The organism is Flagellimonas sp. CMM7 (assembly GCF_021390195.1).
Classification (GTDB): Bacteria; Bacteroidota; Bacteroidia; order Flavobacteriales; family Flavobacteriaceae; genus Flagellimonas.
This window is the reverse complement of sequence record NZ_CP090003.1, coordinates 1,286,448-1,305,951: the sequence shown is the minus strand read 5'-3', so window position 1 is coordinate 1,305,951 and position 19,504 is coordinate 1,286,448. Positions and strand designations below refer to the sequence as shown.

Annotated in this window: 17 protein-coding genes; 10 read left to right on the top strand and 7 right to left on the bottom strand. The window is 39.6% G+C overall.

From position 1 onward, the window contains the following. Positions 1–8 precede the first annotated feature (8 nt). The 6 genes from LV704_RS05940 to LV704_RS05915 all read left to right on the top strand — a co-directional run bounded on the left by LV704_RS05940 (position 9) and on the right by LV704_RS05915 (position 6,013). On the top strand, positions 9–662 hold the full coding sequence (locus LV704_RS05940) for a 30S ribosomal protein S16 (RefSeq protein WP_163421264.1): 654 nt from the start codon (positions 9–11) through the stop codon (positions 660–662). An 11-nt stretch (positions 663–673) separates the two neighbouring features. Further along, positions 674–1,201, top strand: coding sequence for a ribosome maturation factor RimM (rimM, locus tag LV704_RS05935; RefSeq protein WP_163421265.1), 528 nt, complete (start codon positions 674–676; stop codon positions 1,199–1,201). A gap of 150 nt (positions 1,202–1,351) precedes the next feature. Beyond that, entirely contained in the window at positions 1,352–2,686 is a 1,335-nt protein-coding gene (locus LV704_RS05930) for a sulfatase (RefSeq protein WP_233782154.1), read from the top strand. Then, positions 2,679–3,392 (top strand): tRNA1(Val) (adenine(37)-N6)-methyltransferase, encoded by a 714-nt coding sequence (locus LV704_RS05925; RefSeq protein WP_163421267.1) that lies wholly within the window; start codon positions 2,679–2,681, stop codon positions 3,390–3,392. The genes LV704_RS05930 and LV704_RS05925 overlap by 8 nt, the downstream gene beginning before the upstream one ends. 57 nt (positions 3,393–3,449) lie before the next feature. After that, on the top strand, positions 3,450–4,628 hold the full coding sequence (locus tag LV704_RS05920) for an acyl-CoA dehydrogenase family protein (protein WP_163421268.1): 1,179 nt from the start codon (positions 3,450–3,452) through the stop codon (positions 4,626–4,628). Positions 4,629–4,735: 107 nt separating this feature from the next. Beyond that, complete coding sequence (locus LV704_RS05915; RefSeq protein ID WP_163421269.1) at positions 4,736–6,013, top strand: aminotransferase class V-fold PLP-dependent enzyme; 1,278 nt, start codon at positions 4,736–4,738, stop codon at positions 6,011–6,013. Positions 6,014–6,015: 2 nt separating this feature from the next. On the opposite strand, the gene LV704_RS05910 is transcribed toward LV704_RS05915, so the two are convergent. The 6 genes from LV704_RS05910 to hutH all read right to left on the bottom strand — a co-directional run bounded on the left by LV704_RS05910 (position 6,016) and on the right by hutH (position 16,271). Beyond that, positions 6,016–9,015: a DNA polymerase III subunit alpha gene (locus tag LV704_RS05910; protein ID WP_163421270.1), complete on the bottom strand. Its 3,000-nt coding sequence runs from the start codon at positions 9,013–9,015 to the stop codon at positions 6,016–6,018. A gap of 3 nt (positions 9,016–9,018) precedes the next feature. After that, positions 9,019–10,233: a DNA polymerase IV gene (gene dinB / locus LV704_RS05905; RefSeq protein ID WP_163421271.1), complete on the bottom strand. Its 1,215-nt coding sequence runs from the start codon at positions 10,231–10,233 to the stop codon at positions 9,019–9,021. Positions 10,234–10,466: 233 nt separating this feature from the next. Further along, positions 10,467–11,432 carry a formimidoylglutamase gene (gene hutG, locus LV704_RS05900; RefSeq protein WP_163421272.1) on the bottom strand — a complete coding sequence of 322 codons (966 nt, stop codon included), beginning with the start codon at positions 11,430–11,432 and terminating at the stop codon, positions 10,467–10,469. Further along, the gene (locus tag LV704_RS05895; RefSeq protein ID WP_233782153.1) at positions 11,432–13,468 is read right to left on the bottom strand and encodes a urocanate hydratase; all 2,037 of its coding nucleotides are present in this window, start codon (positions 13,466–13,468) and stop codon (positions 11,432–11,434) included. The genes hutG and LV704_RS05895 overlap by 1 nt, the downstream gene beginning before the upstream one ends. Continuing rightward, positions 13,455–14,690 carry an imidazolonepropionase gene (gene hutI / locus LV704_RS05890; RefSeq protein WP_163421273.1) on the bottom strand — a complete coding sequence of 412 codons (1,236 nt, stop codon included), beginning with the start codon at positions 14,688–14,690 and terminating at the stop codon, positions 13,455–13,457. The genes LV704_RS05895 and hutI overlap by 14 nt, the downstream gene beginning before the upstream one ends. A 3-nt stretch (positions 14,691–14,693) precedes the next feature. Beyond that, a complete protein-coding gene (gene hutH / locus LV704_RS05885) occupies positions 14,694–16,271 on the bottom strand; it encodes a histidine ammonia-lyase (RefSeq protein WP_163421274.1) in 1,578 nt (525 codons plus the stop codon). A 78-nt stretch (positions 16,272–16,349) separates the two neighbouring features. Between hutH and LV704_RS05880 the strand changes: the two genes are divergently transcribed. Then, positions 16,350–17,237, top strand: a complete 888-nt coding sequence (locus LV704_RS05880) for a LysR family transcriptional regulator (protein ID WP_163421275.1) — start codon at positions 16,350–16,352, stop codon at positions 17,235–17,237. Positions 17,238–17,284: 47 nt separating this feature from the next. After that, complete coding sequence (locus tag LV704_RS05875; RefSeq protein WP_163421276.1) at positions 17,285–17,839, top strand: nitroreductase; 555 nt, start codon at positions 17,285–17,287, stop codon at positions 17,837–17,839. Here the strand turns inward: LV704_RS05875 and LV704_RS05870 are convergent. Further along, positions 17,836–18,348, bottom strand: coding sequence for a DUF456 domain-containing protein (locus LV704_RS05870; RefSeq protein ID WP_163421277.1), 513 nt, complete (start codon positions 18,346–18,348; stop codon positions 17,836–17,838). The genes LV704_RS05875 and LV704_RS05870 overlap by 4 nt on opposite strands. Before the next feature lie 126 nt (positions 18,349–18,474). On the opposite strand from LV704_RS05870, the gene LV704_RS05865 reads away from it, so the two are divergent. Next, positions 18,475–18,948: a hypothetical protein gene (locus LV704_RS05865; protein WP_163421278.1), complete on the top strand. Its 474-nt coding sequence runs from the start codon at positions 18,475–18,477 to the stop codon at positions 18,946–18,948. 3 nt (positions 18,949–18,951) lie between these two features. After that, positions 18,952–19,503: a crossover junction endodeoxyribonuclease RuvC gene (ruvC, locus tag LV704_RS05860; protein WP_163421279.1), complete on the top strand. Its 552-nt coding sequence runs from the start codon at positions 18,952–18,954 to the stop codon at positions 19,501–19,503. Position 19,504 lies beyond the last annotated feature (1 nt).

Below are 19,504 nucleotides of genomic sequence, written 5' to 3'. Positions count from 1 at the left end.
AATGTGATATGCCAGTAAAGATTAGACTACAAAGACACGGTAAAAAAGGTAAGCCATTCTATTGGGTGGTTGCTGCAGATTCTAGATCAAAAAGAGACGGTAAATTTTTGGAAAAATTAGGAACATATAATCCTAATACAAATCCTGCTACCATTAATTTAGATGTTGATGGATCTGTTAAATGGTTGAGCAATGGTGCACAACCTACTGATACAGCCAGAGCTATTTTATCTTATAAAGGTGTTATGATGAAACATCATTTATTAGGTGGGGTTCGCAAAGGAGCTTTCACAGAAGAGCAAGCTGAGGAAAAATTCAAAGCTTGGGTAGAGGAAAAAGAAAAAGCAATTGCGGCAAAAGTTGGTGGTTTGGATAAAGCAAAAGCAGATGCCAAAGCCAAAGCATTGGAAGCTGAAAAAGAAGTTAGCGACAAAAGAGCTGCTGCTGCATTGCCAGAAGTAGAAGAAGAAGTGATTGAAGAAAGTGCGCCTGTTATTGAGGAAGCCGCTCCTTCAGAAGATGTAGCTGAAACTACCGAAGCTGCTACAGAAGAGGCTCCAGCGGTTGAAGAACCAGCTAAAGAAGAAGCTGCTGAGCCGGAAGCTAAAGCTGAGGAAGCTGCTCCTGCTGAAGAGGCCGAAGCTAGCAAAGAAGAAGAGTAAATACTCAGACGATGCGCAAGGAAGATTGTTTCTACCTGGGCAAAGTCGTTTCAAAATATAGTTTTAAGGGTGAATTATTGGTAAAGTTGGATACCGATGAGCCCGATATCTACGAAAACATGGAATCAGTATTTGTTTCAATTGGGAACAATCTGATTCCATTTTTTATTGATCGCTGTCGATTGCATAAATCAGCTTTGCTTCGTATCGATTTTGAAGAGGTAAAAGATGAACCGACTGCGGATAAAATGATTGGCGCTGAATTATACCTGCCATTGGATATGCTCCCACCATTAACTGGTGACAAATTCTATTTTCATGAAGTCATCGGATTTACCCTAATAGATGAGGTGTATGGAGATATCGGAGTAATCAAAGCTGTAAATGACAGCGCTTCGCAAGAACTTTTTGAAGCGGAGAAAGATGGCAAAGAACTATTGATCCCCATTACTGATGATATTATCACCAAGGTGGATCGCAAGAACAAGCAAATTCATGTAAAGACACCGGAAGGGTTGGTCAATCTCTACCTGTCTTAAACCAAAGTATACTTATTAAGCACTATATTTAAGTCCATCTTTTAGCTTCAAACTATGTTTCGCTGTTACTTTATTGTCTTAGTTTTTTGTCTTGTTTCTTGTGGAGATAAAAAGGACGACGCCAAAAAAATATTGAGCCCACCAAACGTTGTGCTAATTTTTACCGACGATCAGGGATATCAAGATGTTGGTGTTTTTGGTTCACCAGATATAAAAACTCCCCATTTAGATCAAATGGCGGCAGAAGGGGTCAAGCTGACCAGCTATTATTCGGCACAAGCGGTGTGTTCCGCATCTAGAGCAGGTATTTTAACAGGCTGTTATCCTAATCGTATAGGTATTCATAATGCTTTGGGACCAGACAATACGCATGGAATAAATGCTTCTGAAACTACCCTTGCAGAGATGCTAAAACAAAAAGGGTATGCTACCGCGATTTATGGCAAATGGCATTTGGGACACCATCAAAAGTTTTTACCTACAAGACATGGTTTTGATGAATGGTTTGGTATTCCCTATTCCAATGATATGTGGCCGTACCATCCGCAACAAGGACCAATTTTTAATTTCCCCGATCTACCACTCTACGAAAATGAAACGGTAATTGATACTTTGACAGAGCAGTCTCAATTGACCACACAGATAACGGAGCGTAGTGTGGATTTTATCAAAAGAAATAAGGATAATCCATTCTTCTTATATGTGCCACATCCGCAACCCCATGTTCCATTGTTTGTTTCAGACAAGTTTAAAGGAAAATCAAAAAGAGGGCTGTATGGAGATGTGATTATGGAAATTGATTGGTCTGTAGGGCAGATTATGAAGACGCTTAAGGATAATGGCCTTGAAGAAAACACCATTGTTATTTTTACTTCGGATAATGGTCCCTGGCTTTCCTACGGAAATCATGCCGGTAGTGCTGAGCCATTTCGTGAAGGAAAAGGAACTGCATGGGAAGGCGGTCAGCGAGAACCATTCATTATAAAATATCCAAACAAATTAAAGGCAGGAAAAGTTGTTGATGTGCCTGTGATGGCCATCGATATTCTACCCACTATTGCTGAACTTGTTGGAGCTAAATTACCGGAAAAAGTAATAGATGGTAAGAACGTCTGGAGTGTTTTGTCCGGAGAAAGTGAAGAATCTGTTCAGGAAGCCTATTTCTTTTATTATCGAGTGAATGAACTATTTGGAGTACGCTATGGAAATTGGAAACTGTACTTTCCGCATCGTTATCGTACTATGGATGGTCAAGAACCAGGAAAGGACGGATTGCCGGGTGAATACAGGATGATTGACATGGAAGAAATTGAGTTATACAATGTGGTAAATGATATTAGTGAAACTAAAAATGTTGCATCTGAAAACCCTGAAGTAGTTTCTAAAATCAAGTATTTGGCTAATAATATGAGATCAAGACTCGGAGATTCTTTATATGAGCTGGAAGGGTCCGAAACTAGAGAGCCTGGTAGAATAGATGAGTAGCCCATTTAAGTTTAAGCAGTTTGAGGTTCATCAAGATCGCTGTGCGATGAAAATTGGTACTGATGGAGTATTGCTGGGAGCTTGGGCATCTTTGAAATCCCAACCTGATTCTATTTTGGATATAGGAGCAGGAACTGGCTTAATTGCGTTACAAATGGCCCAACGTTCCACTGCAGAAACCATTGATGCTATTGAATTGGATGAAAGTGCGTATGAACAGTGCGTGGAGAATTTTGAAGGATCACCTTGGGCAGATAGATTATTTTGCTATCATGCAGGGCTGGATGAATTTATTGATGAGATGGATGAAGGCTATGATTTAATAGTTTCAAACCCTCCATTTTACTCTGAGAAAGTTACAAGCGGAGATGTTTCAAGAGACACAGCGCGACAAAACGTTTCTTTACCTTTTCATGAACTTTTGGAAGGAGTGTCTAAACTGCTTTCCAAAAACGGACTTTTTTCAGTAATCATTCCATTCAAGGAAGAAGCTGAATTTATTGATTTAGCGAATGGTTTTACCCTTCATGTAAGTAGAATTACCCGAGTAAGGGGAACTCCAACTGCAGATTTTAAAAGGAGCATGTTGGAATTTGGTTTTTTGAAAGCAAAGCCTGAGATAGCTGAATTGACTATTGAATTGGAACGTCAACAATACACAAAGGACTATATTAGTTTAACCAAAGAGTTCTATTTAAAAATGTAACAATTTGGTCATGAATTGTTATATTTCATCATTATCTTTAACGAAAATATTTTTTGAATGAAGCCAGATTTATTTGAAGCCCCTGATTACTACAATCTTGACGATTTGCTTTCTGAAGAGCATAAATTGGTGCGCGATGCCGCTCGGCAATGGGTAAAGCGTGATGTTTCGCCAATCATAGAAGAATATGCCCAAAAAGCTGAATTTCCCAAAGAAATTATTGGAGGATTGGCAGAGATTGGAGCTTTTGGACCATACATTCCTGAAGAATACGGAGGGGCTGGCTTAGATCAGATTAGTTATGGATTGATCATGCAAGAAATTGAAAGAGGAGATAGCGGGGTTCGTTCAACAGCTTCGGTACAATCTTCTTTGGTCATGTATCCAATTTTTGCATACGGAACAGAAGAGCAGCGGAAAAAGTATTTGCCAAAATTAGCAACAGGAGAATGGATGGGTTGCTTTGGATTGACAGAACCCAATCATGGTTCCAATCCTAGTGGCATGGAAACTAAATATAAGGATATGGGTGACCATTTTCTATTGAATGGTGCCAAGCTTTGGATTTCCAATTCGCCATTTGCGGACATTGCTGTGGTTTGGGCTAAAAATGAAGAAGGAAGAATCCATGGGCTTATTGTGGAACGCGGTATGGAAGGTTTTTCAACCCCGGAAACACACAACAAATGGTCACTACGTGCCTCCGCTACAGGGGAACTTATTTTTGAAAATGTAAAAGTGCCAAAAGAGAATCTATTGACAGGTAAAAGTGGATTGGGAGCACCATTGGGTTGCTTGGATTCCGCTCGCTATGGTATTGCTTGGGGTGCTATTGGCGCTGCCATGGATTGTTACGATACTGCACTTAGGTACGCCAAAGAACGCATTCAATTTGGAAAACCCATCGCTGCCACACAACTGCAACAAAAGAAATTGGCCGAAATGATTACTGAAATCACCAAAGCACAGTTGTTGGCTTTTAGATTGGGTCAGCTTAAAAATGAAGGCAGGGCAACTACTGCTCAAATATCTATGGCCAAGCGAAACAATGTGGATATGGCCATCAAAATTGCACGTGAAGCGCGTCAGGTTTTAGGTGGAATGGGTATTACAGGGGAGTATAGCATTATGCGGCATATGATGAACTTGGAGAGTGTAATTACTTACGAGGGAACACATGATATCCACTTATTGATCACTGGTGCAGATATTACCGGACTTCCTGCTTTTAAATAAGGTATACAGTTCATTTCATTTTAGGAATAAAGGACAGGGTGAAATCCTTATATTAGATTGATTGGAATGTATCAATCGGTGTCTTTATTGCATTAAAACAAAATGGAATGGATCATAAAACTCGTAGAACTTTTTTAAAACGTCTTGGTCAAGGAGCAATTGGCTCCTTTACATTGCCAGTATTTGGTAACTCCTTAGCTGATTATTGGGAGGCCGAGGGACTTACTCAAGGCGATTACACATCAGAAGCGTATTGGGAGTTGGTTAAATCCCAATTTAATATGGCGGATGGACTTCTTTACTTCAACAATGCTTCTTTGGGTGGTTCGTCGACCGCTATACGCCAAGCCACTTTAGGGTTTAGGGATTTATTGGATGGATTTCCTTCCAAATACATGTGGGGTGGATGGCAAAAAGAAAAGGAAGCCGTTAGAGAATCCGTTGCAAATCTTTTCTCGGTGGATGCAGAGGAAATTGCATTGATTCATAACACTACGGAAGGAATGAATCTTATTGCGCGTAGTTTTGATCTTCAGGCAGGGGATGAAATAATTTTGGCCAACCATGAGCATCCAAGCGGAACAATTCCATGGGAAGTGTGGCAAGAAACGAAAGGCATAAAATTGGTTCGCCCAGAGTTGCCGGTTCTCCCCAAAAGTGTTTCAGAATTGACAGAAGTTTATAAAAAGGCGATAACACCAAGGACCAAAATTATCTCCATGTGCCATATTGTGAATACCAATGGTATGTTGTTGCCAGTTCAAGAAGTTTCCAAAATAGCCCATGAAAAAGGAATTTTAGTAGCCGTGGACGGGGCGCAATCCGCTGGTATGTTTAAAATAGATTTACACGAATTGGGCTGTGATTTTTATGCTGCTAGTTCCCATAAATGGTTGTTTTCACCTAAAGGAGTAGGGGTGTTTTATGCCAAAAAGGAAAGTCAATCACAGTTGAAACCCTTAATGGTCGCTCGTGGACATACTGATGAAAGCATCCGTAGATTGGAGAATTATAACACTCGTAATCTGCCTGAAGTATTAGGGTTGGGTGCTTCCGTTGATTTTCATAATGCAATAGGTGCTGAAGCAATACACAAACGCAGCTATGAGCTTAAGGCTTATTTTAGGTCAAAAATTGAAGGTAATAATCATTTTATTTTGAAAACCCCAGCATTGGATGAACTTTCCAGCGCTATCCAAGTAGTGGAAGTAAATGGAAAAGACGTTAAGGATATCAAAGAAAAGCTTTGGAAGAATTATGGTGTTGATTGCCGCCCCATGACAAGTCATGGTTTAAATGCGCTGCGACTTTCTTTTGCAATTTATATTACCAAAAAGGATATTGATTATCTGATTAATGCTTTACAAGAATTAGCGACGGCGTAATTTTAAGACTTATTCTTTAATAACTTCTTGCTAGTTTTCATATCCGCATAACGAGGGTCAGCAATATAATCTTGTTTTTGCATTTTAACGACTTCAATGCTCAAAAAACCAAACTCTTCTACCACTTTGCCATAAAACCGATAGATACCTTTTCCTCTAAAATGATACTTTGCTGCAACAGGAGGAAAAAGAACCGTATCAAATACTTCCCCATGTTGATCTACCATCGTGGCAAAATGCATGCACTTGCCATTGTGGGTACTGGTGTTTTTTACCGTTATCAAGTAGCCATAAATATCGATGTGTTTGTTTAGGTAGCGTTTTAAGTCTTGCTGTCCGTTGGTATTTTTTGGAAGGTCTGCCAATAGCTCAAAAGGACTGCACAAACTAAACCCCAATAGTTCTAATTGTTCAAAGGCAGTTTCAAGATTTGTGGTATGTAGTTTTGGAATCTGAAACTTTTGATGCCGGGGCGGAAATAATTTTGGGTGCTCCAAACGATCATTTTTGGATAATATCAAATGGGCTTTCCATAGTAATTCATGTTTGTTGATTTCGGTAAACCGAAATGCATCAATACGGATAAGAATTGACAGTTGCTCTACAGAAATAGTCACTCTATCCAGGAAGTCTTCTAAAGAAGCAAAGTTACCATGTAGAATTCTCTCTTTTAAAACTCGTTCTATCACCCTACTTTCTAAATCTCGCAGATACATCATTCCGAGATAAATATGTTTCTTATAGATGCGATTGGATACATCACTGTTATTGATACATGGTGGATGGATTGTGGCACCCATCATACGGGCATCGTGAATATAAAATTCGGAACGGTAAAAACCTCCTCCATTATTGAGTACGGCAACCATGTATTCCAAAGGAAAGTATGCTCTTAGATATAAGCTTTGATAGCTTTCTACAGCATAAGAGGCGGAATGTCCTTTGGCAAAGGCATAGCCTGCAAAACTGGCCACTTGGTTCCAAATTTCAAAAATGAGAGTATCGGCATAGCCTTTATTTCTGCAATTGGAGATGAATTTATCCTTCACTTTCTGGAACTCCTCACGCGATCGAAACTTTCCACTCATACCCCTTCGCAGTACATCAGCTTCTCCCAAATCCAAATCGGCAAAATGGTGGGCTACTTTAATCACATCTTCTTGGTAGACCATTACACCGTAGGTGTCTGGCATAATGTCCAACATTACCGGATGTGCTTTTTCCTCAGCTCTTCCTTGGTTACGATGTCGCAAGATGTATTCTCGCATCATACCACTTTTTGCTACTCCTGGACGAATAATGGAACTGGCAGCCACCAATCCCAGATAATTATCCACTTCCAACTTTTTGAGCAACATCCGCATAGCAGGCGATTCCACATAAAAGCATCCCATACATTGTGCTGTTTTAATAAGGTTATTTATAGTAATGTCCGTTTTAAAACCTTTAATGTTATGGATGTCTATTTCTTGATGTTTTTCTGGCTGATTGTAGGAAATGATTTCTAGAGCTTCTTTTATTTTCCCTAATCCGCGCTGCCCCAAAATATCAAATTTGTAAAGGCCAACATCTTCTGCAATGACCATGTCATATTGCGTAGTAGGAAATCCTTTTGGAGGTAAATTAGTGGCAGAAAACCAATGTAATGGTTTTTCGCTGATTAAAATACCCCCGGCATGAATGCTGAGGTAATTGGGTTTTCCTTTTAATAGTGCACCATATTTGAGGACGAGTCTGGAAACATTATCTAATTGGGAAAGATTATATCTGCCAGTAGACAAGAAATCAATTTCTTGCGCAGGGAGCCCAAAAACTTTTCCTAGTTCCCTAATTACCCCTCGTTCTTTAAAGGTGACATAGGTTCCCAAAAGAGCCACATGATCAAAACGTTCAAAAATATATTGGGTCATGTCCGGCCGGTCTCTCCAAGAAAAATCTATATCAAAATCTGGTGGATTGGCTCTATATAGATTGATAAACCGCTCAAAATACAAATCTAATTCCATAGGGTCCACATCGGTGATACGGAGCAAATATGCAACAATACTATTGGCACCGCTACCACGTCCCACATAATAAAATCCCCTTCGCCGGGCTTCGGATACAATGTCCCAATTAATGAGGAAATAGGAAACGAAGCCCATTTTTTTAATGAGCTTTAATTCTTTGTCCAATCGATTTTGAATGGAGCCATCAACTATCTTATATCGATATGGAAGCCCTTCGAAGCACAGTTTTTCAATCAGCTTTTCATCTTCTTCCACGCTGCCCAAATAACTTTGGAGATTTTGCGGTTTTCGCCCTTTTGAAAAATCGAAATGGATACTACATTGGTTGAGGAGCTTTTCGGTGTTCTCTAGAACGAAACTGTATTCTGAAAAAGCTGCTGCCAAGTTTTGTACAGAAAACATTTTTTCATCTTCATTAGCTTCTTGCTCTTTTGGGAGTTTGCTCAAAAGCACATTATTATCAATAGCGCGCAACAAACGGTGTGCATTAAAATCACTTTTATTACGAAAAGTAACGGCTTGTTGTACCACCAATTTATCTTTCAATCTAATCAACCTTGAAAAAGGTAACCTTCTTAAATCATGGATGGAAATCCCTATAAATTCATGTGCTAAAAAATCTTCTAATTCATAGAGCAATACTTGTTCGAAAGGATAGATTACAAATGTATTTTTGAACACTGGAGCTCGTTGCGGAATTTCATGTTCCTCATGGATATGTTGGGATAAAAAATTGTTGAGTTCTAAGTACCCTTCGTTGTTTTGGGCAATTCCTATAAAACAGGGTTCCACGCCATTTCTAAAATCAATTCCCAAAATAGGCCTTACTCCATATTCTGGTGCTTTTCTCACAAAATTGAGACAGGCAGAAGTATTGTTGATGTCGGTTAAAGCCAATTGGGTCACTTGGTTTTGTTGGGCGAGTTCTAGCAGTTCCAGTTCGGAAAATGTTCCATAACGCATGCTAAAATAGGTGTGGCAGTTGAGGTACATATTTTATTGTTTTCTGTGAGCCAAAACCACAGGTGGCTGACCGTTAAATGGGTTGTGCATGCTGCCTATAGTTTTGGCATCCATGGCAGAGGCCCTTACCACACTCCGACTTCCAAATCTATTTCGCACATAATCCATGGCCTGGTATAGATTTAATGCTTCTTCGGTATCTTCAAACAGGTTGATTTGATAGTTGCCAGATACCAGGTGGCTAAAGCGTATACCGATCAAACGCACCAACATGCGTTTGCTATAAAGAATATTGAACAATTCTAGAATTTTTGGAATAAGAATATGATCTGCACTTGTATAGGGGATTCGTAATTGCTTGGAATACGTATTAAAGTCAGAATACCGAATCTTTACGGCAATACAAGCTGTTAGTTTGTCCCCTCTACGTAGCTGGTAGGCCAGGTTTTCTGTCATGGCAATCAAAATGCCTTTTAACTTGGTCACATCAATAGTATCACGGTCAAAAGTGCGTTCTGTGGAGATGGACTTTCGATCACAAAAAGGAATTACTGGGGTGTTGTCCATGCCATTGGCCCGTTTCCAAATTATCCTTCCATTGGCACCCAATACCCGTTGCATAATATCCATGGGCATTTCTTGCACAGTTTTTACTTTTCGTATGCCCAAATTCCTTAGTGTCTGATAGGTTTTGTCGCCCACCATTGGAATTTTTTTTATAGATAATGGAGCCAGAAATGGTTTCTCAAGACCAAAATCTATTCTGAGCTGGTTATTGGGTTTGGCTTCATTGGTAGCCACTTTGGAAACGACTTTGTTAACTGAAAGTCCAAATGAAATCGGTAACCCAGTTTCTTTGATGATTTTTTGCCGCATTTCTGAGGCATACTTATATGAACCAAAAAAGCGGTCCATGCCAGAGAGATCTGCATAAAATTCATCAATACTTGACTTTTCAAAGACAGGAACATGCTCTTTGATGATTTCTGTGACCACATCAGAATACTTGCTATATGTACCCGCATTGCCACGAATAACCACAGCCTCAGGGCATAATTCCTTTGCCATTTTCATGGGTATACCAGAGTGTACCCCAAAACCTCTGGTCTCATAACTACATGCTGCCACCACACCACGGTCACTGGTACCACCTACCAATAAAGGGCGGTTTTTTAGTTCCGTATTGATGATACGTTCTACAGATACATAAAAAGTATCCAGGTCTAAATGTAGAATGGTCTTTTTCATTGTTTAGTTGAGAAGGAAGGCTAATTTATGGAAATATTCCTAATAAATGGATTTTTTCCATCAAAAGAAGTACATTGAGCTGTATCTGCTGTTTATCGAAAAATCATTTATATCTTTGCTGTGTTGTGTTGGATTTCAATCTATTTATTGGATTGGAATCAGGTTGAAGCATCAAACGATGCTCACCAATGAAAGGCTTTCCATATGGAAGGCTTTTTTTGTTGGAATAAGTTCTAGTAGATAGTGTGTATAATGTGGTGAAGTAATGATGCGGCCAGTTTTGCCGTTTGCCCATCAATATCATATTTAGGATTCATCTCGGCAACATCCATACTAATCAATTTTCCCGAACCAATAATGGTTTTAAGGCATTCCACGACAATTTGGGGTGTGAATCCCATAGGAGAGGGGGCACTTACTCCAGGTGCGTAAGCAGATGAAAAACCGTCTAGATCTATGGTTACATAGACCTTGTCCACATTTTTGATAAAGGCATTGATCCATGTATTGATCTCATCTAAATACTGTATCTGAAAGGTGTCAGATAGTACATATTTTACATCTAGCTCTTTGGCTGTTTGAAAAAGTGCACGGTCATTGGCGTCTTTTCGGATTCCTAGGCAGAGATAGTTAAAATCGATTCCTTCCTCTTCAGATTCCTTTGCAATTTGGTAGAATGGGGTTCCGGAATTGTTATTATCCGTAGGCTTTCGAAGGTCAAAATGCGCATCAAAATTAATGATTCCGATTGTCTGCCCTTCTTTTTTTGAATCCAAGTAGTTTTGAATCCCATGGTAATGTCCATAGGCCATGTCATGGCCGCCACCCAAAACAATGGGAAACTGTTTTTTTTCTAGAAGCATAGTAACGGCTTTGGAAAGCTCCTTTTGGGTAGCTTCCATATCTCTATCTATACAAACTATTGTACCAGCATCATATAGTAGTACGGTATTGGCAAGATGGTTGGGAAATTTTCCTAAACTGTTTTTAATGACCTCAGGGCTTTTTGCTGCTCCAACCCTACCTTGATTCCGTTTTACTCCTTCATCACAAGCATATCCTAATAGTGCAATTGATCTTTTTGTAGGCTCAGAAATTTCACTTAAAGGTGTGCACCGCACTTTTTCATGGAGGTACAGGTACTTATTACTGACTCTTCCATGCCAAATAGTTGCATTTGGATTTGTGTAGTGTTTCATTATGCATCAAAAAGATGGTTCAATATATCTGTCTCAACTAGATTAGGTAAAGTTACTTTTAAATTGGGAGTTCGTTCCATTTCACGTTTTATGGCAAATAAAGCCTCTTTATTTCTAGCCCAACTTCTTCTGGAAATACCGTTGTTTACATCATAAAACAGCATATTTTTTAATTTACGGGATGCTTCTTCAGAGCCATCCAAGACCATTCCAAAGCCTCCGTTTATTACTTCGCCCCAACCTACGCCACCACCATTATGGATAGATACCCAAGTAGCGCCTCTAAAGCTGTCGCCTATCACATTATGAATGGCCATATCTGCTGTAAACTTGCTGCCGTCATAAATATTACTGGTCTCCCTAAAGGGAGAATCGGTACCACTAACATCATGATGATCTCTACCAAGCACTACTGGAGCGGTAAGTTGCCCTTGGGTTATTGCATCGTTAAAAGCTTCTGCAATTTTCGCACGTCCTTCAGCATCTGCATACAGAATCCTTGCCTGGGAACCCACAACCAATTTATTCTGTTCTGCCTCACTGATCCATGTAATATTGTCCTGCATTTGCTGTTGAATTTCTTCAGGAGCATTGGCCTTGATTTCTTTCATGACCTCTAAAGCAATAGTGTCTGTTCGCTGTAGGTCTTTAGGGTCTCCAGAAGTGCAGACCCATCTAAAAGGTCCAAAACCATAATCAAAACACATGGGTCCTAAAATATCTTGAACATAAGATGGGTATCTAAAATCAATATCGTTTTCAGCCATTACATTGCCTCCAGCTCGAGAAACTTCCAATAAAAAGGCATTTCCATAATCAAAAAAGTAAGTGCCTTTTGCTGTATGCTTGTTGATGGCGTTTATTTGTCTTCGTAAAGATTCTTGTACTTGTTTTTTAAATTCGGATGGATTTTCAACCATCACTTCATTAGCCTTTTCAAAAGACAGGCCAACCGGATAATAACCCCCAGCCCAAGGATTGTGCAAGGAAGTTTGGTCTGATCCCAAGTGAACAAAAATCTCTTCTTCGTAAAAACGTTCCCAGACTTCCACAATATTGCCTATATAAGCCAAGGACACGACTTGCTGTTTTACAATAGCTTCCTTGGTTCTTTCAACTAGGGCAGGTATCGTAGTCAATAACTCGTCAACCCAACCTTGTTCGTGTCTTTTTTTGGCAGCTTCGGGATTAACTTCCGCACAAACGGTAATACAGCCTGCAATGTTCCCAGCTTTAGGCTGTGCGCCACTCATGCCACCTAAACCAGCGGTTAAAAACACCTTTCCATTAGGTGATTCGTCTTTTTTCAATACTTTTCTAAAAGCGTTCATTACGGTTATGGCAGTGCCGTGAACAATACCTTGCGGTCCAATGTACATATAAGACCCTGCTGTCATTTGACCGTATTGGGTAACCCCTAGAGCATTGAATTTTTCCCAATCATCGGGTTTAGAGTAATTGGGAATCATCATGCCATTGGTGACGATTACTCTGGGGGCTTCTTTAGAAGAGGGGAATAATCCCATGGGATGCCCTGAATAGATATGCAAGGTTTGTTCCTCCGTCATCTCTGCCAAATATTTCATGGTCAACAAGTACTGCGCCCAATTTTGAAAGACTGCACCATTACCACCATAAGTAATAAGTTCTTCAGGATGTTGGGCTACGGCGGGATCAAGATTGTTCTGAATCATCAGCATAATTGCAGCAGCCTGTTTTGTCTCCGCGGGATATTCGGAAATAGGTCTGGCATATAACTCATAGTCTGGTTTAAACCGATGCATATAGATTCTTCCATAACTATTAAGTTCACTGGCAAATTCTTTGGCCAGTTCCACATGCCAATCCTTTGGAAAGTAGCGCAATGCATTTTGAACTGCCAGTTTTTTCTCTTCTTTTGATAAAATGTCTTTTCGTTTGGGAGCTGGGTTTCCGTTTTTGGGATATGCTTTTTTGAGAGGTAATTCCGAAGGAATACCTTGTAATATGCTTTTTTGGAATGCGGTCAATGTCGTAGTCATTTTAATTTCTTTCATAAATCTTATCGCCTTTTTTCCAAACCATATTGGGTTTTAATTGCCCTTGATGATAGGTGATTTCTTGATAGTTGTCGGTTGGAAAAACAACAAAATCAGCAAGTTTATTTGGCTCTAATGTACCTCTGTCCGCTAAATTCAAAGCAGCACTAGCCCTGAATGTAATCCCGGCCAATACTTCCGTATTTGAGAGCTTTTCAAAGGTTCCCAAAATACTTGCCTGAGTCAATAAATGACCCATGGGTGCCGAACCAGGATTATGGTCACTGGCAATGGCCAAAGCTCCACCTGCATCCAACAATTTACGGGCAGGGGTAAAGGCACACCCCAAACCTAATGAAGCTCCTGGTAGGGCTGTGGAAATGACATTGCTGTTGGCTAATAATTGAATTTCATTCTCGGTGCTGGCTTCCAAATGGTCTGCGCTTATTGCACCAAAATGCATGGCTATTTCACTTCCGCCAGTAGTAAATTGATCTGCATGTACGGTGATATCAAATCCCATTGCTTTAGCTTTCTTAAAATAGGGTGCTATCTCTAGAGTAGAAAATGCGCTTTCTTCAATAAAAGCATCAATCCGATTGCTAAGTCCTTCTGATTTTAATATAGGGAACAGTTGTGAGGCGATTTCTTCCAGATAATTTTTGTCGCTATTCCAATCTTTTGGTTTCATGTGGGCGGCCAAACATGTTGCCACTAAATCTGCTTGTGTTTTTTTCTCTGCTTGTTTGATGGCCCTTAGCATTTTGAGTTCCTCATCAATTGAAAGGCCATAACCACTTTTTACTTCTATCGTTGTTGTACCATTTTCTAAATGGGTTTTGCTTCTTGAAACAATACCTTCAGTTAAATCTTCTTGGGAAGCTTTTCGAGTCTGTGTTACGGTATCCCAGATGCCACCACCCGCTTTTGCAATTTCTAAGTAAGTTTTCCCAGAATTTCTAAAGGCGTAATCCTTGGCCCGCGAGCCACCAAAACAGATATGGGTATGGGAATCTACAAACCCTGGAAGACAAACATGTTGCCCTTCAATATGGTGGATATCGACAGCATCAGACTTTAAATCTTCAAAAACACCAACTTCCATGACTTTTCCATCGGAAATAAGAATGCCCCCATTTTCAATGATTACCAATTGCTCATCAGACAACGCTCCTTTAAAGGGTAAACCTGACATTGGAAGCAGTTGTGTAAATGGACCTATTAATAGTGGTTTGCTCATGTGTTAGTATGTTTCAAATTCTTCCAGATAAGGAGCGTTCCATTGAAGGTTTTTTACTTTCATGGTTTGTTCTACCAGTGCAATAATTTCACCTTTTTGAATGGTTTCTATTCCTTTTTCAATATCATCAGCAAAAACACGATCGCTATCTGCAAAGGTGACTTTGGTTCTTATGAATTTATGAATTTCATCCAATACCACCCCCGATTTTAAAGGTTTTCTGAATTCAAAGGCTTGAGCGGCGGTTAACAGCTCAATAGCTAATATCTTTTCTACATTTTCTATGATCTGAAGTGCTTTTCTTCCACTTATAGACCCCATGCTCACATGATCTTCTTGTCCTAAAGAGGTTGGGATGCTATCCGCGCTCGCCGGAAAACATAGACTTTTATTTTCACTGGCCAATGCTGCCGTGGTGTATTGTAAAATCATGTATCCAGAATTGATTCCAGTATCCTCCATCAACAATTTAGGGACTCCTGGACTATTTCCTTCGAGTGCCAAATAGATTCTTCGGTCCGAAATGCTCCCTAATTCTGAAGCTGCCAGTGCTGCGTAGTCCAAAGCCATGGCCAAGGGCTGTCCGTGAAAATTACCTCCACTTATGGTCAACTCATCATTGATGATTACTGGATTGTCAGTAACAGAATTAAGTTCCACTTCCAATAGTTCTTTTAAGTGCAACCAGGTATTCCTAGATGCACCATGTACTTGAGGCATGCAACGAAGCGAGTAAGGATCTTGGACTCGTTCACAGTCGATATGGTCTTCCAAAATTTCGGAACTTTGGAGCAGTGTTCGTATTCTTCCGGCCACATGTTGATTGCCTTTAAAGGGTCGAAGGGCATGCAGTTCCTCATGGAAAGGTCTCATAGAGCCTTGAAGCCCTTCCAGCATCATAGCTCCAATAATATCGGCATGTCTTAGGCAATACTGCAATTTTTGCAAGACCAAAACGCCGTGTGCAGCAATGAATTGTGTGCCGTTGATGAGCGCCAAACCTTCCTTTGGACCAAGTCCCAAAGATTGAAGTCCGGTTTTCTTAAATAGCTGATCGGTAGTAATGGTTTCACCTTTGTAATTTACTTTGCCCAGTCCTATTAGTGGAAGAAATAAATGAGAGAGAGGGGCCAAGTCTCCAGATGCTCCCACAGAACCTTGTGATGGAACTACCGGAATGGCATCATGTTCCAAATGCCAAAGCATTCTTTTGATGGTGTCAACCGCGATACCCGAATATCCTTTTGCAAGTGCATGTATTTTTAAGATAAGCATCAGTTTGGCAAGTTGTTCAGATATGGGTTTTCCCACTCCAACACTATGACTTTGTAGAATATTAGATTGAAGAATTTTAGTATCCTCCTTGGAAATTTTGGTATTGCATAAAGGTCCGAAGCCTGTATTGATACCATAAACGGTATCACCTTTGGCAACGATATTTTGAACACGAAGATTACTCTCTTCTATTTTCTTGAGATAATCCGGTGATATTATTCCTTTGACCGAACTTTTGGCAATGCCTAAAGCAATACTTGCAGTTAGATGATGTTCGCCAAAATGAAATATTTTTGGTAGTTGCATAAACTTAATTTGAGATTTATAAAGGTACTGAGCGTTATTAATAATTACCAATACTTATTTTTGTAGTATTTAATAACCATGAATTATCAAATAGAGCTACGACATTTCATTTATTTCTTGGCTGTGGCCGAAGAATTGCACTATAGAAAGGCAGCAGAAAAGCTGTTTATATCCCAACCTGGGTTGAGTACGCAAATCAAGCAGATGGAAGGAATTCTGCAAACACAACTATTTATTAGAGATAAGAAGAAAGTTAGGTTAACCCCGGCAGGAGCATTTTTAAAGGGTGAGGTAGAGTTTATACTGAACCATTTGGAGCAGACCAAAAAACAATTAAAGCTTATTGGTGAAGGGCATTTGGGTGAAATTAGAATTGGGTTTTTAGGCTCTGCAATGCAGAATGTAATACCAAATTTATTGCTGGACTTAAAGGAAAAATTTCCGTTTATACATACCAGCTTAGAAGAACTTTCTAATAGGGCTCAGATAAGTGCTATTCTAAGGGATAAATTGGATTTAGGGTTTGTACGATTGTCCAGAGTGCCAAAAGGGCTGAAATTGAAACCTGTTTTTGAAGATACCTTTTCATTGGTGTTGCCAGCGGATCATATATTGAATGAGAAAGAATTTAAAAACATTGATCAAGTTGCTACCGATGATTTTATCCTTTTCTCTCAAGATTACAGCCCTCAATATTATGATACTGTTTTGAGCATTTGCGAGGATGCTGGTTTTTCACCCAATGTTTCCCATAAATCAGTGCATGCCCAAACTGTCTTTAAATTGGTGGAAAATAAATTGGGGATTGCAATAGTGCCCACTGCGTTGCAATACGGTTTTCAAATGAAAGTAAAATTCATTGAACTCAAAAAGATTAAGCAACGGGCTATTTTATCTATGGTTTGGAAAGAGGATAATCGGAATCCTGCTCTGCAAAACTGCATGGATTTATTTATGAAAATATGATATAAAAGTGTTTCAAGGTGTACCTTTGAAAAGCTTAAAAATTGATTATGGCATTTGATATCATTAAGAAAAGACGAAGTGTTTTTCCAGCTCAATATAATAACAAATCTATCTCAAAAGAAACCATTGAGAAGCTGTTGGAAGCAGCCAACTGGGCACCTACCCATAAAAAGACCGAACCTTGGCGATTTAAGGTGTTAATGGGTGATAAAAAGATAGCTTTGGGCAAATTTCTATCGGACAAATACCAAGAAGTGGATCCCAAACCCAAGCAAATAAAAATTCAAAAACTGCAAGATAATCCTGCTCGTTCAGGAGCGGTAATTGCTATTTGCATGCAGCGTGATCCTAATGAATGCATACCCGAATGGGAAGAGTTGGCCGCAACTGCAATGGCTGTTCAAAATATGTGGCTTTGCTGCACCGAAATGGGAATTGGATGTTATTGGAGCTCTCCTGGTTTGGTAAAATACATGGATGAGTTTTTCAATCTAAAAGAAGGAGAAAAATGCCTAGGATTTCTATATATGGGGTATTATGATGATCCAGTAGAACCATCAGCAAGAACTCCTATTGAAGAAAAAACAGAGTGGCTTGATTAATTGAAGGTGAACAACTCTGGACTATATTCAATGGCTTTCCAAATAAAGATTCCAAAGTAGATTACGCCTATCAAGAACTTCATAAATGTTCCGGTCAAAAAGCCTAAGAAGGAGCCAAAAGCAGCTTTCAATGCAGTTTTTTGATCGGCCTTGTTAATAAGTTCGCCAACTAATGCCCCAACAAAGGGCCAAATGATAATTCCGAACGGTCCTAGTATAGGAAAAAATATAGCGACCAATAACCCAACTACGGTTCCTAACATTCCAGCTTTACTGCCGCCAAATTTTTTAGTCCCCATTGCCGGAATCAAATAATCCATTACGGTGATCAGCAGCGCAAAAAAGAGCGTTATGCCCAGCATCCACCAATCGTCAGGAACAGCTTTGGTCAAATAAAGGAGTAGCAACCCCACCCAGCTCACTGGTGGACCAGGTAATACAGGTAGAAAACTACCTAATATTCCAATTAACATTAAAAGAAACCCCAAAACAAGTAAAGCAATGTCCATTTTTTGGTTTTGACTATAAGACAAATATAGTAGCTATTTGTTACAGGAAGAACTAGTATCCAGACAAAAAAGAGTTAAAGAAATATGATCAAAAAATCGTAATTTCAACCAAATATTTGGGGTTGTATGCGTAAGTTGGTTGTGTTAAGTTTTTTTGGTCTGCTCGCTTCTTGCGAACTGTTCATGTCCAAAGAGGACAAGACCCAAAAAATGGTCAATGAAGAACTTTTGGCGATTGATTGGAACGATGTGGACCAATATCCACTATTTGATAATTGTGATGAAACAGCGGCCAAACAAGCTCAACGGGATTGCTTTCAAAGTGAAATTTTGAATCATTTTTCACAAGCATTGGACAGCTTACAATTTCAGGTCGATACTGATTTAAACGATACCTTGTATGTTGATTTTTTAATTGATGAACATGGCTTTATCACCGTTTTAAACATAGAGGAAAATCCAAATATCCTTAACGAAATTGAAGAATTCAATGCTGAGGTAACTAGCAGGTTGCGAGATTTAACAGTGGCCCCAGCACTAAAAAGAGGAACACCGGTAAGTTTACGATTTAGACTTCCCATAGTAGTAAACACCAATTAAAATTTGGCAACGGAAAAAATCATTTTAGGAATAGACCCGGGAACAACAGTTATGGGTTTTGGAATCATCAAGGTGATTAATAAGCAAATGCATTTTGTTCAGATGAACGAATTGATGCTTAAAAAATATAGCGACCACTATACCAAACTAAAACTCATTTTTGAACGTACTTTGGAGCTCATAGATACCTATCATCCTGATGAGATTGCCATAGAGGCTCCGTTCTTTGGAAAAAATGTGCAGTCCATGCTCAAACTAGGTCGTGCCCAAGGGGTGGCTATGGCTGCGGGACTTTTCAGACAAGTTCCTATTACGGAGTATATGCCCAAAAAAATTAAAATGTCCATTACAGGTAACGGGAATGCAAGCAAGGAACAGGTGGCCAAAATGCTTCAAAGCATGTTGAAGTTGAAAACACTGCCTAAAAATTTAGACAGTACGGATGGACTTGCTGCTGCTGTCTGCCATTTTTATAATGAAGGCCGTGTTGAGGTTGGGAAGCACTACACCGGATGGGACGCTTTTGTAAAGCAGAACCCTAAAAAGGTAAAATAAT

Excerpts from the sequence above, each read along its gene's own strand:
- LV704_RS05940 (WP_163421264.1), top strand. The coding sequence starts at position 9 with ATGCCAGTAAAGATTAGACTACAAAGACACGGTAAAAAAGGTAAGCCA.
- rimM (WP_163421265.1), top strand. The coding sequence starts at position 674 with ATGCGCAAGGAAGATTGTTTCTACCTGGGCAAAGTCGTTTCAAAATAT.
- LV704_RS05925 (WP_163421267.1), top strand. The coding sequence starts at position 2,679 with ATGAGTAGCCCATTTAAGTTTAAGCAGTTTGAGGTTCATCAAGATCGC.
- LV704_RS05920 (WP_163421268.1), top strand. The coding sequence starts at position 3,450 with ATGAAGCCAGATTTATTTGAAGCCCCTGATTACTACAATCTTGACGAT.
- LV704_RS05915 (WP_163421269.1), top strand. The coding sequence starts at position 4,736 with ATGGATCATAAAACTCGTAGAACTTTTTTAAAACGTCTTGGTCAAGGA.
- LV704_RS05910 (WP_163421270.1), bottom strand. The coding sequence starts at position 9,015 with ATGTACCTCAACTGCCACACCTATTTTAGCATGCGTTATGGAACATTT.
- dinB (WP_163421271.1), bottom strand. The coding sequence starts at position 10,233 with ATGAAAAAGACCATTCTACATTTAGACCTGGATACTTTTTATGTATCT.
- hutG (WP_163421272.1), bottom strand. The coding sequence starts at position 11,432 with ATGAAACACTACACAAATCCAAATGCAACTATTTGGCATGGAAGAGTC.
- LV704_RS05895 (WP_233782153.1), bottom strand. The coding sequence starts at position 13,468 with ATGAAAGAAATTAAAATGACTACGACATTGACCGCATTCCAAAAAAGC.
- hutI (WP_163421273.1), bottom strand. The coding sequence starts at position 14,690 with ATGAGCAAACCACTATTAATAGGTCCATTTACACAACTGCTTCCAATG.
- hutH (WP_163421274.1), bottom strand. The coding sequence starts at position 16,271 with ATGCAACTACCAAAAATATTTCATTTTGGCGAACATCATCTAACTGCA.
- LV704_RS05880 (WP_163421275.1), top strand. The coding sequence starts at position 16,350 with ATGAATTATCAAATAGAGCTACGACATTTCATTTATTTCTTGGCTGTG.
- LV704_RS05875 (WP_163421276.1), top strand. The coding sequence starts at position 17,285 with ATGGCATTTGATATCATTAAGAAAAGACGAAGTGTTTTTCCAGCTCAA.
- LV704_RS05870 (WP_163421277.1), bottom strand. The coding sequence starts at position 18,348 with ATGGACATTGCTTTACTTGTTTTGGGGTTTCTTTTAATGTTAATTGGA.
- LV704_RS05865 (WP_163421278.1), top strand. The coding sequence starts at position 18,475 with ATGCGTAAGTTGGTTGTGTTAAGTTTTTTTGGTCTGCTCGCTTCTTGC.